This window comes from Streptomyces sp. NPDC018019, from assembly GCF_044327805.1.
Classification (GTDB): domain Bacteria; phylum Actinomycetota; class Actinomycetes; order Streptomycetales; family Streptomycetaceae; genus Streptomyces.
This window is the reverse complement of the sequence record NZ_JBIRGD010000004.1, coordinates 156,104-170,748: the sequence shown is the minus strand read 5'-3', so window position 1 is coordinate 170,748 and position 14,645 is coordinate 156,104. Positions and strand designations below refer to the sequence as shown.

Here is a 14,645-nt window from a genome sequence, read left to right as displayed (position 1 = left end):
GCACGCGCCCCCAGCGCCGCAGTCCGACGGTGAGGCGCCGCCCGCCCGGCCTTCGGACGCCGAGCGGATGCGTACCGAACCGCTCGATCCGGCGCGGACCGACGCCTACCTCCGGCGCGTCGGCGCCACCCGCCCGGCCGTGCCCGACGCCGAGGCGCTGCGCGACCTGCACCTGCGGCATCTGCGGGCGGTCCCCTTCGAGAACCTCTCCGTGCACCTCGACGACGACATCGTGCTGGCCCCCGAGGCGCTGGTGGACAAGATCGTCGGGGCCTCGCGCGGCGGCTTCTGCTACGAGCTCAACGGTGCCTTCGCCGCCCTGCTCGCCACCCTCGGTTACCGGGTCGAACTGCTCGCCGCCCGGGTCTTCGGCCCGGACGGCCCCGGCATCCCGTACGACCACCTCGCGCTGCGCGTCCACGGCGGCGACGGGCAGGACGGGCCGTGGCTCGCCGATGTCGGTTTCGGCAGGAACAGCCACCACCCGCTGCGGCTGGACAGCCGCGCCGAACAGCCCGACCCCGCCGGGGTGTTCCGCATCGAGGAGACCGCCGACGGCGACCTCGACGTGCTGCGGGACGGCCGGCCGCAGTACCGGCTGGAGCAGCGGCCGCGGGCCCTGGCCGACTTCGCGGCGGGCTGCTGGTACCACCGCACCTCGCCGGAGTCGCCCTTCACCCGGTCCCTGGTCTGCTCCCGGCTGACCGGGACCGGCCGCGTCACGCTCTCCGGCCGTACGCTCGTGACCACGGCCGGCGACGGCAGCCGTACGGAGCGCGAACTGTCCGAGGACGAGGTCCTCCCCGCCTACCGCACCCACTTCGGCATCACGCTGGACCGCATACCGACGCTGCGGACCGACCGGATTCCAACGCCACCGGGCTGACCTGGTACCGGCGGTCCGAGGCCGACCGGGTACCGGCGGTCCGAGCCTGATCGGATACCGACGCCGCCGGACTGACCGAAGCCCGCCGGGCGGGTGCTCCGCGAGCCCGCCCGGCGGGCTTCGGCGCTACTCGGCCTCCAGCCAGCCCTCGTACTCGTCGGCCAGGGCGTCCAGCTTCTCCGGGTCGTGGCTGCCTGTCGGGTCCTCGACGACGACCAGCCACTGGGCGTCCTCGGCGTCGTCCTCGCCCGCCAGGGCGTCCCGTACGAGCTGGGGTTCCTCCGTGACGCCGAAGCGCTCGGCCAGCGCTTCGGCGACCTCCTCGGCGGAGTCGCGGTCGGGCAGCACCAGAACATGTCGTACATCGCTCACCCGGCCATTGTCGGACAGCGCGGGCCGGGGACCGAACGGCACTGTCAGTGGGGCGTGGGATGCTGGAGCGCGATGGCCAGGAAGACAGCAAACGACGACCCGCTCGCCCCGCTCACGCTCGCCGTGGGCCAGGAGGACCTGCTCCTGGACCGCGCCGTGCAGCAGGTGGTGGCGGCGGCCCGCGCCGCCGACGCGGACACCGATGTGCGGGACCTCACCCCCGACCAGCTCCAGCCCGGCACCCTCGCCGAGCTGACCAGCCCTTCGCTGTTCGCCGAGCGCAAGGTCGTGGTGGTCCGCAACGCCCAGGACCTGTCCGCCGACTCGGTCAAGGACGTCAAGGCGTATCTGGGTGCCCCGGTCGAGGAGATCACGCTGGTGCTGCTGCACGCCGGCGGGGCCAAGGGCAAGGGGCTGCTGGACGCCGCCCGCAAGGCCGGTGCGCGGGAGGTCGCCTGCGCCAAGATGACCAAGCCCGCCGACCGCCTGGCGTTCGTCCGCGGCGAGTTCCGTACGGCGGGCCGCTCCGCCACCCCCGAGGCGTGCCAGGCGCTGGTGGACGCGATCGGCAGCGACCTGCGCGAGCTGGCCTCGGCCTGCTCGCAGCTGGTCGCCGACATCGAGGGCACGATCGACGACGCCATCGTCGGCCGGTACTACCGCGGCCGGGCCGAGGCGTCCAGCTTCACCGTCGCGGACCGCGCCGTGGAGGGCCGGGCCGCCGAGGCCCTGGAGGCGCTGCGCTGGGCCATGTCGACGGGCGTCGCACCCGTCATGATCACCAGTGCGCTCGCCCAGGGGGTCCGCGCCATCGGCAAGCTGGCCTCCGCCCCGCGCGGCGCCCGCCCCGGCGACCTCGCCCGTGAGCTGGGCATGCCGCCCTGGAAGATCGACCGGGTGCGGCAGCAGATGCGCGGCTGGTCGGCGGACGGCGTCGCGACGGCGCTGCGCGCGGTGGCCGAGGCCGACGCGGGCGTCAAGGGCGGCGGCGACGACCCCGAGTACGCGCTCGAAAAGGCCGTCGTCACCATCGTCCGCGCGGCCCGGTCCCGCTGAGGTCCGGGGCCTCACGCAGCCCCACGCCCCGGGCCGCGGGCACCATGCCCGGGCATCACGGACCCGACCCCACGCCCCGACCCCCACGCCCGGGCCCGGCTCCCGGCCCTCACCCCCGCAGCTTGCGCAGTGTCTCCGTCACGCTGTTCCTGAGCATCCCGGCGACCTGGTCGGTCGTCGGCGGCTTGGCCGACCCGGTGCGGGAGGTATAGCTCGACCAGGTGATCTGGTACGTCATCCAGCCCTCGCGGACGCCGAGGATCACGTAGGAGCCGCTGCTGTCGTCGGACCGGCTGACGAGGTACGCCTCGTCGCCGATGCCGGCCACCGAGGTGACCTTGTACGCGATCGAACTGCGCTGGCTCTCGTACGCGCGGTAGCTGTCCGCGAACTCCGCCGTCGGGTCGGTCTTCTTGTGCAGGGTGGCGGCGCTGTAGACCCAGGTCGAGGAGTAGTCGTTGCCGCCCGCGTCGGACGGCTTCAGCTCGGCGTTGCACCACATGGAGTCCATCGCGCCCTGCTGCACGCCGCTGTACTGCGGGTTCTGCCCGCTGCCCGATGATCCGGACGAGCCCGATGACCCGGACGACGAACCGGAAGACGATCCGGACGAGGACGAGCCGCCGGCCGGCTTGATCCTGTAGTTCGAGCTCTCGAAGGACGTGAACGAGGTCCGGTTGCACAGGTCGGACGTGTACGAGTAGCCCGCCAGGTCGGGGTCGGGCTCCGCGCTCCCGAAGGCACCGGCGGCGAAGAGGATCGCGCCGCCCATCGCCGACGCGGCGACCGCCCCGCCGAGCGCCCACAGCCAGTGCTGCGTCCCCGTGCCGGACCCGTCGCCCCCGCCCGAGCCGCCAGGTCCGCCGGGCCCGACCGGCCCCGTACCCGGCTGCTGCGGCCCGCCCGCCGCGGGGTACCCGTAGGCGCCACCGGGTCCCGAACCGTACGGACCCTGACCGTACGGCCCCTGCGGCGGCACCCCGGACCCGTACGCCCCTGGGACCGGACCTGCCCCTCCTCCTGGCCCACCCGTGCCCGCCCCCGCCCCACCCGCACCCGGCGCGGGCCCGCCGCCCGGCCCCGGACCGGGCGGCGGGGAAGGCGCGGACGGTTGTGGCTGTGCGTAGGGATTGTGCTGTTCCCCCGGAATCGACATGCGCGGCAGCGTAGCCGACCGGGGCGACACCCCGGACGGCAACGGTGACCAGGCCCACACCCGCCCCGGCGCCCGCGCGGCCACGAGCGCCGGCACGCCCGCCCACACTCCCGCGCCCGGCCCACAACCTCCGCGCCCCCCCCCGCCTCCCGCACCCTGGGGGCCAGCCCCCACCCCCCGTACCCCACCCCCATACGACAACGGACCCCGCAGCACTCTGGGGAAGAGTGACCGCGAGGTCCGTCGTCTCAAGCTGTATGTGCGCCGTACCCGCGTGGCGAACGCTGGCCGTGTGCGGCGCGGTGGTGCACCGGAAGGAGCGGAGAGAGGGGCCGCTGGGCCCTTACCGGCAGAGGTGAAGCGTCAAAGAACGGGTTCAGCCCTTGAGGGCCGCGACCTTCTTGGCCAGCGCCGACTTCTTGTTGGCGGCGGCGTTCTTGTGGATGACACCCTTGCTGACGGCCTTGTCCAGCTTCTTGGCGGCCTCGGCCTGGGCGGTGGCGGCCTTCTGCAGGTCACCGGCCTCCACGGCCTCACGGGTGCGGCGGATCGCGGTACGCAGAGCCGACTTCACAGCCTTGTTGCGCTGACGAGCCTTCTCGTTGGTCTTGATCCGCTTCATCTGGGACTTGATGTTCGCCACGAAAGAGCCTTTTCAGGTTCGTTGGAATTTCGAGTTGCGCCTCGTACGAGAGAGGGCACAAAGCGCAGTGGACCAGGCTACCAGTAGCCTCCGCGGCCTCCCAAACCGGACCAGGACCGCCGCGCATGGGACCATGGGGGAGACGAAAAACAACCGAGTCCCGCCTACCCGCGTTCTCTGAATGGACCCTGCGTGCCCGCGACCCCTACGAACGTGCCGGAGCCGAGCCGTACCGACCCGGCTCTCCTCCGTAACTTTTGCATCATCGCGCACATCGACCACGGCAAGTCCACACTCGCCGACCGGATGCTCCAGCTGACCGGCGTCGTCGAGCAGCGGCAGATGCGCGCGCAGTACCTCGACCGCATGGACATCGAGCGCGAGCGCGGCATCACGATCAAGTCCCAGGCGGTCCGGCTGCCCTGGGCCCCCAGCGACGAGGACGGTGGCGCCACCCACATCCTCAACATGATCGACACCCCGGGCCACGTGGACTTCACGTACGAGGTCTCGCGCTCCCTCGCCGCGTGCGAGGGCTGCATCCTCCTCGTCGACGCCGCCCAGGGCATCGAGGCGCAGACCCTCGCCAACCTGTACCTGGCGATGGAGCACGACCTCCAGATCATCCCGGTGCTGAACAAGATCGACCTGCCGGCCGCGCAGCCCGAGAAGTTCGCGAGGGAGCTGGCGAACCTCGTCGGCTGCGAGCCCGAGGACGTGCTGAAGGTCTCCGCGAAGACCGGCGAGGGCGTCGCCGAACTGCTCAACAAGGTCGTCCGCGACGTACCGGCCCCGGTCGGCGTCAAGGACGCGCCCGCCCGCGCAATGATCTTCGACTCGGTCTACGACGCGTACCGCGGTGTCGTGACGTACGTGAAGGTCGTCGACGGCACGCTCGGCAAGCGCGAGCGCATCAAGATGATGTCCACCGGCGCCGCCCACGAGCTGCTGGAGATCGGCACGAACTCGCCCGAGATGAAGGCCGCCGACGGCCTGTCGGTGGGCGAGGTCGGTTACCTGATCACCGGCGTGAAGGACGTCCGCCAGTCCAAGGTCGGCGACACCATCACCCAGCTCACCAAGGGTGCCGTGGAGCCGCTGGGCGGCTACAAGGACCCCAAGCCGATGGTCTTCTCCGGCCTGTACCCGCTCGACGGATCGGACTACCCGGAGCTGCGCGACGCGCTGGACAAGCTCCAGCTCAACGACGCCGCGCTGGTCTACGAGCCGGAGACCTCCGCGGCCCTGGGCTTCGGCTTCCGCGTCGGCTTCCTGGGCCTGCTCCACCTGGAGGTCATCCGCGAGCGCCTGGAGCGCGAGTTCGGCCTCGACCTGATCGCCACCGCCCCCAACGTGATCTACCGCGTGATCATGGAGGACGGCACCGAGCACGAGGTCACCAACCCCAGCGAGTTCCCCACCGGCAAGATCGCCGAGGTGCACGAGCCGGTCGTACGGGCCACGATCCTGGCGCCCAGCGAGTTCATCGGCGCGATCATGGAGCTGTGCCAGAACCGCCGCGGCAGCCTGCTCGGCATGGACTACCTCTCCGAGGACCGGGTCGAGATCCGCTACACCCTCCCGCTCGCCGAGGTCGTCTTCGACTTCTTCGACCAGCTCAAGTCCAAGACCCGCGGCTACGCCTCGCTGGACTACGAGCCCACCGGCGAGCAGATCGCCGACCTGGTCAAGGTCGACATCCTGCTGCACGGCGACCAGGTCGACGCGTTCTCCGCGATCTGCCACAAGGACAAGGCGTACGCGTACGGCGTACGGCTGGTCTCCAAGCTGCGCGAGCTGATCCCGCGGCAGAGCTTCGAGGTGCCGGTCCAGGCCGCCATCGGCAGCCGGGTCATCGCCCGCGAGACCATCCGCGCCATCCGCAAGGACGTGCTCGCCAAGTGCTACGGCGGTGACATCTCCCGTAAGCGGAAGCTGCTGGAGAAGCAGAAGGAAGGCAAGAAGCGGATGAAGATGGTCGGCAGCGTGGAGGTGCCGCAGGAAGCCTTCATCGCGGTGCTGTCCTCCGACTCCGACGGCGACTCCAAGGGCAAGAAGTAGCCCGTCGGCCCGCAGCCCCGCCCGTTCGTACGCAGCCCCCGGCCCATCCCGGCCGGGGGCTGCGTGCTGTTGCGGAACGGCCGCCGGGCCCGTACGGGAACCGTTCGGCCGTCCGGTCCCGTACGGCATCCGGGCGGTCGGCCGGGAAATCGGCGGTCAGGCGGTTTCCAGGACGCGCCGGGCGGCGTTGTCGTGGGTGGCAGCGGTGATCCGGGCGGCCCAGGAGGCGGTCCGGGCGGCATGAGCGCCGTGCCGCCGAGGAGGCCGCGCCGGAAAGGGATCCGCATGAAGTACGTCAAGGCCGCCGCGCTGCTGGCCGGCGCCGCGCTGTCCGTGGGTATCGCCACGCCCGCCTGCGCCGATCAGACCGGGGCGCAGAAGTTCAAGAGCGGCGTCAACGGAACGGTCGGGGACGCCCAGCGGGCCGTCACCTCCCTCGGTGACGGACTGAAGGAGATCAACAGCACGCTGCGCGGTGACGAGCGGCTCGGCCACATGGTCGGCGACTCGGCCGCGGCGAACGCGCCCAGTGCCGACGGCATCGGCCTCCAGGCCGCCTCGTTGCGCCGCTGACCTGCTGTCCGTCGACGGGGCGGGCGTACGGCGGTGCGTAAGGCCATGCGGACGGCCGTGCGCGGGGCGCACGGGCCACGCGCCGGCGCCCGGGCCGACCGGCGCCCGGCCCTCCGCAACCCTCACCCCGAAGTCCCGGCCCTCTTCGGCCAACCCCTTCGGTCAGTTCCGAGCCCGCCGTCCCCGCCCGTCCCAGCCGAAATGTGTACCCAGCAAGCATCGGGCTGGTCACATCCTGAACCAGTCACCCGCAGCCCCTTACGCCATGGCGCGACGCGTTCTAGTCTGATCACTGCTCGAAGGTTACTCGCGAGTCACCAGCAACGTAGCGGGCCCCCGGAGGATGCCGTGACGGACACCCAGACGCTGATCGAGAACCGGCCACCTTCCGTGGCGACCCTCTTCCTGGAGCGTGTCGCAGCCACCCCCGACCACGAGGCGTACCGCTATCCGGTGCCGCCCGCCGAGGGCCGGGGCCCTGCTGACTGGAAGGTGCTGAGCTGGGCCGACGCCGCCCAGCGGGTGTACGCGATGGCCGCCGGGCTGATCTCGCTGGGGGTGCGGCCCGAGGAGCGGGTGGCGCTCGCGTCCAACACCCGCGTCGAGTGGATCCTCACCGACCTCGGCGTGCTGTGTTCCGGCGCGGCGACCACGACCGTCTACCCCAGCACCAACGCCGAGGAGACGGCGTACATCCTCGCCGACTCCGGCAGCCGCGTGCTGATCGCCGAGGACGCGGGCCAGCTGGCCAAGGCCCGCGAGAAGCGCGCCGAGCTGCCGGACCTGGCGCACGTCGTCGTCATCGAGGAGGCTGACGCGCAGACCGCCGAGGGCGACCCGGAGGACTGGGTGCTCTCCCTCGCCGAGCTGGAGAAACGCGGCGCGGCCCACCTGGAGAAGCACCCGGACTGTGTGCGGGAGCAGGTCGCGGCGTTGCGCGCGGACCAGCTCGCGACGCTGATCTACACCTCGGGCACCACCGGCCGCCCCAAGGGCGTCCGGCTGCCGCACGACTGCTGGGCGTACATGGCGCGGGCGATCCAGGCGACCGGCCTGGTCACCGCGGACGACGTGCAGTACCTGTGGCTGCCGCTGGCGCACGTCTTCGGGAAGGTGCTGACCGCCGGGCAGATCGCCCTCGGGCACGTGATCGCGGTGGACGGCCGGGTCGACAAGATCATCGAGAATCTGCCGGTGGTGCAGCCGACCTACATGGCGGCCGTGCCGCGGATCTTCGAGAAGGTCTACAACGGTGTGGTGGCCAAGGCCCGGGAGGGCGGCGCCGCCAAGTACAAGATCTTCCAGTGGGCGGCGGAGGTGGCCCGCGAGTACGCCAAGGCCTCCCAGGACAACTTCCGGCGCACCGGCAACGCCTCCGTCCCCTTCGCGCTCCGCGCCAAGCACAAGGTCGCCGACGCGCTCGTCTACGCCAAGCTGCGCGAGGCGTTCGGCGGCCGGCTGCGCGCCGCGATCTCCGGATCCGCCGCGCTCGCCCCGGAGATCGGCTACTTCTTCGCCGGCGCCGGCATCCACATCCTGGAGGGGTACGGACTCACCGAGTCCAGCGCGGCCAGCTTCGTGAACCCGGGCGAGGCCTACCGCACGGGCACGGTCGGCAAGCCGCTGCCCGGCACCGAGGTGCGGATCGCCGAGGACGGCGAGGTGCTGCTGCGCGGGCCCGGCATCATGCAGGGGTACCACGGACTGCCGGAGAAGACGGCCGAGGTGCTGGAGTCGGACGGCTGGTTCCACACCGGCGACATCGGCGAACTCTCCCCGGACGGCTATCTGCGGATCACCGACCGCAAGAAGGACCTGATCAAGACGTCCGGCGGCAAGTACATCGCGCCGGCCGAGGTCGAGGGGCAGTTCAAGGCGGTCTGCCCGTTCGTCTCCAATGTGCTGGTGCACGGCGCCAACCGGAACTTCTGCACCGCGCTGATCGCCCTCGACGAGCCGACGATCATGGGCTGGGCCGCCGAACACGGGCTCCGGGGCAGGACGTACGCCGAGGTCGTGGGCGCGGCGCAGACCCGCGAGCTGATCGACGGGTACGTGGAGCGGGTCAACGAGGGGCTCCAGCGCTGGCAGCAGATCCGGAAGTTCCGGCTGCTGCCGCGGGACCTGGACATCGAGCACGGCGAGGTGACGCCCAGCCTCAAGGTCAAGCGGCCGGTGGTGGAGCGGGCCTTCAAGGACCTGCTGGAGGAGATGTACGAGGGCACGCGCGAGGCGTGACGGACGGTCCGGCGCGGAGCCGGTACGGCCACCCGGACCGGTGGCCGTACCGGCTCCGCGCCGGGGGCACCGGTCACCGCGCGGGCGCCCGGCCTCCCCGGCCCCTTACCGCCCGCGCCGCAGCGCCCGTACCGACTCCGCCATGCGGGCCACGCTCTCGGCGAGTTCACGTTCGCCGGGGTCGTCGCAGGCGGAAAGCCGGCGCTCGATCTCGGAGATCCGGTCCGCCAATTCCCCCATGCGGGTGTGGTCCTGCTTTATGAGGCGACGCAACTGGCGGTTCTTGCGGTGCAGGTCCAGGAACACATTGACCTTGGCACGCAGTACCCACGGATCGAAGGGTTTGGTGAGGTAATCGGCGGCGCCGGTCGAATAGCCGCGGAAAGCGAAGCCGGAATCGCTTTCCGTCCCGGTCAGGAAGATGATCGGAATGTCCTTCGTCTGGTCCAGGCGTTTGATGTTGGAGGCGGTCTCGAAGCCGTCCATGCCGGGCATGAGGATGTCCAGCAGGACGACCGCGAATTCCTGCCGCAGCAGCGCTTTCATCGCCTCCTCGCCGGAGCGGGCCCGGACGAGGGGTTCGCCGAGCGAGCCGAGGACCGCTTCGAGGGCGGCGAGGTTGTCTTCCATGTCGTCGACGAGGAGGATGCCCGCCCGGTCGTCGGTTCCGGCGGCTTCGGTGTCCGGTGCATGGGTCATGATGGGCCTTCGATGCCTTGGGACCTCGCAGAGGTCGCGTCGGGGTCTTGCTTGCCTGATTCACCGCCCGGGGCCGGGGCGCCGATGCCGTGCCGGGACAGGAGCTCGACGGCCACGGCCAGCAGGCGGTCCACGTCGACAGGTTTGGGTACGTATTCATTGGCTCCGCTCTCCAGGGATTTCTCGCGGTCCCCGGGCATGGCTTTCGCCGTCAGGACGATGACGGGCAGATTGGCGAACCGCGGTGTGCGCCGGATCGCGCGAATGGTTTCGTAGCCGTCCATCTCCGGCATCATGATGTCCATCAGGACCAGATTGATACCGGGATTCTTCTCCAGCATCGTGATGCCCTCCCGGCCGTGTTCCGCGTAGAGCACCCGCATGCCGACCCGGCTCAGGACGTTCGTGAGCGCGAAGACGTTGCGGATGTCGTCGTCGACGACCAGGACCTGGCAGCCGGACAGCAGCGCGCCCGAGGGCCCGTTCACCCAGTCCTCCAGCCGGGTGCTGGTCGGCCACGGCGCCTCGTCGCGCGGGGCGGGCGGGCCGGAGCGCGGCTGGTGCCGCGGCGTCTTCGCCAGGTGCAGGACGCCGCCGTCCACGTGCTGCTCGGTGCCGCTCGGCAGGGCGTCCAGCGGTTCGACGTATCCGGGGCACTCGATGGGAACGTGCAGGGTGAAGACGCTGCCGGTGCCGGGGCGGCTGCTCGCGGTGATCCGGCCGCCGAGCAGCCCCGCGATCTCCCGGCTGATCGACAGGCCCAGTCCCGTACCGCCGTACTTGCGGTTGGTGGTCCCGTCCGCCTGCTGGAACGCCTCGAAGATGACCGGCAGCTTCTCCGGCGCGATGCCGATGCCGGTGTCCGTGACGGTGAAGGCGATCGACCCGTCGCCGGCGCGGTCCACCCGCAGGTCGATCTTGCCGGCCGCGGTGAACTTCACCGCGTTGGACAGCAGGTTGCGCAGGACCTGCTGGAGCCGCTGCTCGTCGGAGTACAGCTCCTTGGGGACCTTCTCGCTCACCGACACCTCGAAGGCCAGCCCGCGGTCGAGGGTCAGCGGCCGGAAGGTGTCGTGGACGTAGTTGAGCAGCTTGATCAGCGGCAGCCGTTTGGGCCGTACGTCCATCCGGCCCGCCTCGATCTTGGACAGGTCGAGGATGTCGTTGATCAGCTGGAGCAGGTCGGATCCGGACCGGTGGATCGTGATCGCGAACTGCACCTCCTGCTCGTTCAGATGCCCGTCCGGGTTGTCGGCGAGCAGCCGGGCGAGGATGAGCAGCGAGTTGAGCGGGTTGCGCAGCTCGTGCGACATGTTCGCCAGGAACTCGGACTTGTACTGGGACGAGCTGGCCAGCAGTGCGGCCTTCTCCTCCAGCTCCTCGTTCGAGCGCTGCAGCTCCGCCTGCCGCCGCTGGAGCTCGTCGGTGCGCTCCTGGAGCTGGCGGGCCAGCCGCTGCGACTCGCCGAGCAGGGATTCGGTACGGGAGTTGGCGACGATGGTGTTGATGGCCACGCCGATGGTGTTCACGAACTGGTCGAAGAACGCCAGGTGCACGTCGGAGAAGCGGGAGAAGGAGGCCAGCTCGATCACGCCCAGCGTCTGGTCCTCGAAGAGCACCGGGATGATGACGACGGTCGCCGGATTGGCCTCGCCCAGCCCGGAATTGATCTTGATGTAGTCCGGCGGGACCTCCTCCACCAGGATGCGCTTCTTCTCCAGGGCGGCCTGGCGCACCAGGCCGTGGTCCATGGAGCCGGGCGTGTCGATCGTGGTGTCCAGGGAGGACCCGTAGCCGGCGATGAAGGCCAGGTGCAGGTCGTCGCGGTCGGTGTCGGCCAGGAAGAAGGCACCGTACTGGGCGTTCACCAGCGGCGTCAGCTCCCGCAGGATGAGGTCGGCGACCTCCATCAGGTCCCGGTGGCCCTGCATCAGGGCCGCCAGCCGCGCCAGGTTCGACTCCAGCCAGTCCTTGGCGCGGGTGGTCTCGCGGAGGTTGGAGACCATCAGGTTGATGTTGTCGCGCAGCTCGGCGACCTCGCCCTGGGTCTCGACGGTGACCGTACGGGTCATGTCGCCGGACGCCACCGCGGAGGCCACCTCGGCGATGGCCCGCACCTGGGTGGTGAGGTTCGACGCCAGCTCGTTGACGTTCGTCGTCAGCCGTTTCCAGGTGCCGTACACCCCCTCGACCCGCGCCTGGCCGCCGAGGATGCCCTCGCTGCCGACCTCGCGGGCCACCCGCGTGACCTCCGACGCGAACGACGACAGGGTGTCGACCATCGTGTTGAGCGTCGTCTTCAGTTCCAGGATCTCGCCGCGCGCGTCCACGTCGATCTTCTTGGACAGGTCGCCCTGGGCGACGGCGGTGGCCACCAGGGCGATGTTGCGCACCTGCGTGGTCAGGTTGGACGCCATGAAGTTGACGTTGTCGGTGAGGTCCTTCCAGACGCCGGAGGCGCCGCGCACCTGGGCCCGGCCGCCGAGGTTGCCTTCGGTGCCGACCTCGCGGGCCACCCTCGTCACCTCGTCGGCGAACGCCCGCAGCTGCTCCACCATCGAGTTGACGGTGTCCTTCAGCTCCAGGATCTCGCCGCGCGCGTCCACCGTGATCTTCTTCGACAGGTCGCCGTCGGCCACCGCGGTGGTCACCTGCGCGATGTTGCGCACCTGGGAGGTCAGGTTGGACGCCATGAAGTTGACGTTGTCGGTGAGGTCCTTCCAGACGCCGGAGGCGCCGCGGACCTGGGCCTGCCCGCCGAGGTTGCCTTCGGTGCCGACCTCGCGGGCGACGCGGGTGACCTCGTCGGCGAAGGCGGAGAGCTGGTCGACCATCGTGTTGATCGTCGACTTCACCTCCAGGATCTCGCCCTTCGCCTCGACCGTGATCTTGCGGCCCAGGTCGCCCTCCGCGACCGCCGTCGCCACCAGGGCGATGTTGCGCACCTGGGAGGTGAGGTTGTCGGCCATGAAGTTGACGTTGTCGGTGAGGTCCTTCCAGACGCCCGACACGCCGCGTACGTGGGCCCGGCCGCCGAGCCGCCCTTCGGTGCCGACCTCGCGGGCGACGCGGGTGACCTCGTCGGCGAAGGCGGAGAGCTGGTCGACCATCGTGTTGACGGTCAGCTTCAGCTGGAGGATCTCGCCGCGTGCGTCCACCGTGATCTTCTGGCTCAGATCGCCGTTGGCCACGGCCGTGGTCACCTGGGCGATGTTGCGCACCTGGCTGGTCAGGTTGGACGCCATGAAGTTGACGTTGTCGGTGAGGTCCTTCCAGACGCCCGACACACCGCGTACCTGGGCCCGGCCGCCCAGCTGCCCTTCGGTGCCGACCTCGCGGGCGACGCGGGTGACCTCGTCGGCGAAGGCGGAGAGCTGGTCGACCATCGTGTTGACGGTCAGCTTCAGCTCCAGCAGTTCGCCCGCCGCCTCGACCGTCACCTGCCGGGTCAGGTCGCCGCGCGCCACCGCCGTGGTCACCAGGGCGATGTCGCGCACCTGGGCGGTCAGCCGGGCCGCCATCGTGTTGACCGCCTCGGTCACGTCGCGCCAGCTGCCGGACAGCCCGGCCACCTTGGCGCGCCCGCCGAGCCGGCCTTCCGTACCGGACTCGCGGGCCACCCGGGTCACCTCGCCGGTGAACAGCGACAGCTGGTCGACCATCCGGTTCACCGCCCGGCCCAGCCGCCGGCGGTCGCCGCGCAGCGGGCGGTTGCCGTCGTGCAGGTCCACCCGCAGGGTCAGATCGCCGCCCGCCACCGCGTCCAGCACCTGGGTGGCCTGGGTCGTCGGGATGACCAGCGCGTCGATGATGGCGTTGGCGGCCTGTACGGAGGTGGCCCAGGTGCCCGGACCCGGGCTGGCGGACATCCGTTCGTCCAGTCTGCCGTGGCGTACGACCTCCGCCCGGAGGCGTAACAGCTCGTCGGACAGGTGCTGGTTGCGGGCGGCTATTTCGTTGTAGACCACGGACAGCTCGGCCAGCATGCCCTCCTGGGCCACCGGCAGTCGGGTCCGGAAATCTCCGGCCGCCATCGACGTCAGGGCGGTCAGAAGGGGTCTGAGATCGGCCGCACGCACCAGATCACCGCCCAGCTCCGGGGACGCTTGGGGAACTGCCGAATCGACCGCCATGTCTTCCCACTTCAGTGACTCGGTGCTTATGGGTGCGCTCAGTCTGTCACCCTGGAGGTGGCGTGTTCGGCGCTATTGCGGAACTGCTCGGGAGTTGCTCAATGCGGACGACGACTTCGTCGGACAGGGACGCCGACGCCCCGGTCGGGGGCGCCGCGGTGGCCCGGGAACCGTCGCGGCCCGGCCGCGGCGCGCCCGGCGGGGCGGCGGTTCCCGGAGCGATCCCTGCCGGGGCTGCCACGGCGGCCCGCTCCCGGACCGGCCCGCACATCATCTTCGAAGCGGCTTCCGACGGACCCCAGGCGGAGCGTTCGGGCGGACTTTCCGAAAGGGGCGGGCCGGTGGATTTCCGTACGGACGCGACCGTGAAGGCAGCCGGCGCGGCGGTTTCGGCCACCAGAACGGGTGCGGCACGGACGAGGGAACCGGCCACGGACGGGGAGGCGGACGTGGGGCCGGGGCGGGGCGGCGGCACGGGCCAAGGGACGGCTGCCGCCGAGAAGCCGACCGCCGGTCAGGAGGGGGCCGCCGCCCAGGAGACGGCCGACGCCCGCGAAGCGATCGCCGGCCAGGAGGCGGCCACCGGCCAGAAGGCGGACGACGCCCGGGAAGCGGCCCGTGCCGCTGAGGACGCCACTGCCGAAGCCGCCGCCGCTGAGGCCGCCGGCACCGAAGCCGCCACCGCTGAGGCCGCCCCGCAGACCGGGGCACTCGAAAAGTCCGCCCCCGTAAGCCCCGCACCCGCCCCCGGCACGGCCCCCGCCGCCCTCCCCGAGGCGCCCGACCCGCCCGCCGCCCCACCGGCCGGACCGCGGCGCGCGCGCCGCG

10 protein-coding genes are annotated in these 14,645 nt (G+C 71.1%); 5 read left to right on the top strand and 5 right to left on the bottom strand.

Annotation, left to right across the window (positions count from 1 at the left end; all coding sequences use genetic code 11):
• The first annotated feature begins 67 nt into the window (after positions 1 to 67).
• Positions 68 to 886: an arylamine N-acetyltransferase gene (locus ACH4FX_RS09135; protein ID WP_398476727.1), complete on the top strand. Its 819-nt coding sequence runs from the start codon at positions 68 to 70 to the stop codon at positions 884 to 886.
• A gap of 126 nt (positions 887 to 1,012) precedes the next feature.
• Here ACH4FX_RS09135 and ACH4FX_RS09130 read toward each other — a convergent pair whose 3' ends face one another.
• Complete coding sequence (locus tag ACH4FX_RS09130) at positions 1,013 to 1,258, bottom strand: hypothetical protein (protein WP_398476726.1); 246 nt, start codon at positions 1,256 to 1,258, stop codon at positions 1,013 to 1,015.
• 72 nt (positions 1,259 to 1,330) lie between these two features.
• Between ACH4FX_RS09130 and holA the strand changes: the two genes are divergently transcribed.
• Positions 1,331 to 2,314: a DNA polymerase III subunit delta gene (holA, locus tag ACH4FX_RS09125; protein WP_398476724.1), complete on the top strand. Its 984-nt coding sequence runs from the start codon at positions 1,331 to 1,333 to the stop codon at positions 2,312 to 2,314.
• A gap of 109 nt (positions 2,315 to 2,423) precedes the next feature.
• Here holA and ACH4FX_RS09120 read toward each other — a convergent pair whose 3' ends face one another.
• Together ACH4FX_RS09120 and rpsT are read right to left on the bottom strand one after the other, a co-directional pair.
• Positions 2,424 to 3,293, bottom strand: a complete 870-nt coding sequence (locus tag ACH4FX_RS09120) for a hypothetical protein (protein ID WP_398476722.1) — start codon at positions 3,291 to 3,293, stop codon at positions 2,424 to 2,426.
• A gap of 553 nt (positions 3,294 to 3,846) precedes the next feature.
• A complete protein-coding gene (rpsT, locus tag ACH4FX_RS09115; protein WP_398476720.1) occupies positions 3,847 to 4,113 on the bottom strand; it encodes a 30S ribosomal protein S20 in 267 nt (88 codons plus the stop codon).
• A 192-nt stretch (positions 4,114 to 4,305) separates the two neighbouring features.
• Here rpsT and lepA point away from each other — a divergent pair, with 192 nt between their 5' ends.
• From lepA to ACH4FX_RS09100, 3 genes are all read left to right on the top strand, one after another.
• On the top strand, positions 4,306 to 6,174 hold the full coding sequence (gene lepA, locus ACH4FX_RS09110; protein WP_398476718.1) for a translation elongation factor 4: 1,869 nt from the start codon (positions 4,306 to 4,308) through the stop codon (positions 6,172 to 6,174).
• A 285-nt stretch (positions 6,175 to 6,459) separates the two neighbouring features.
• Entirely contained in the window at positions 6,460 to 6,747 is a 288-nt protein-coding gene (locus ACH4FX_RS09105; protein WP_398476716.1) for a hypothetical protein, read from the top strand.
• Between the two features lie 348 nt (positions 6,748 to 7,095).
• The gene (locus ACH4FX_RS09100) at positions 7,096 to 8,985 is read left to right on the top strand and encodes an AMP-dependent synthetase/ligase (protein WP_398476714.1); all 1,890 of its coding nucleotides are present in this window, start codon (positions 7,096 to 7,098) and stop codon (positions 8,983 to 8,985) included.
• A gap of 105 nt (positions 8,986 to 9,090) precedes the next feature.
• Here ACH4FX_RS09100 and ACH4FX_RS09095 read toward each other — a convergent pair whose 3' ends face one another.
• A complete protein-coding gene (locus ACH4FX_RS09095; protein WP_398476712.1) occupies positions 9,091 to 9,684 on the bottom strand; it encodes a two-component system response regulator in 594 nt (197 codons plus the stop codon).
• Positions 9,681 to 13,817, bottom strand: coding sequence for a HAMP domain-containing protein (locus tag ACH4FX_RS09090; RefSeq protein WP_398476710.1), 4,137 nt, complete (start codon positions 13,815 to 13,817; stop codon positions 9,681 to 9,683). The genes ACH4FX_RS09095 and ACH4FX_RS09090 overlap by 4 nt, the downstream gene beginning before the upstream one ends.
• Between the last annotated feature and the right edge of the window lie 828 nt (positions 13,818 to 14,645).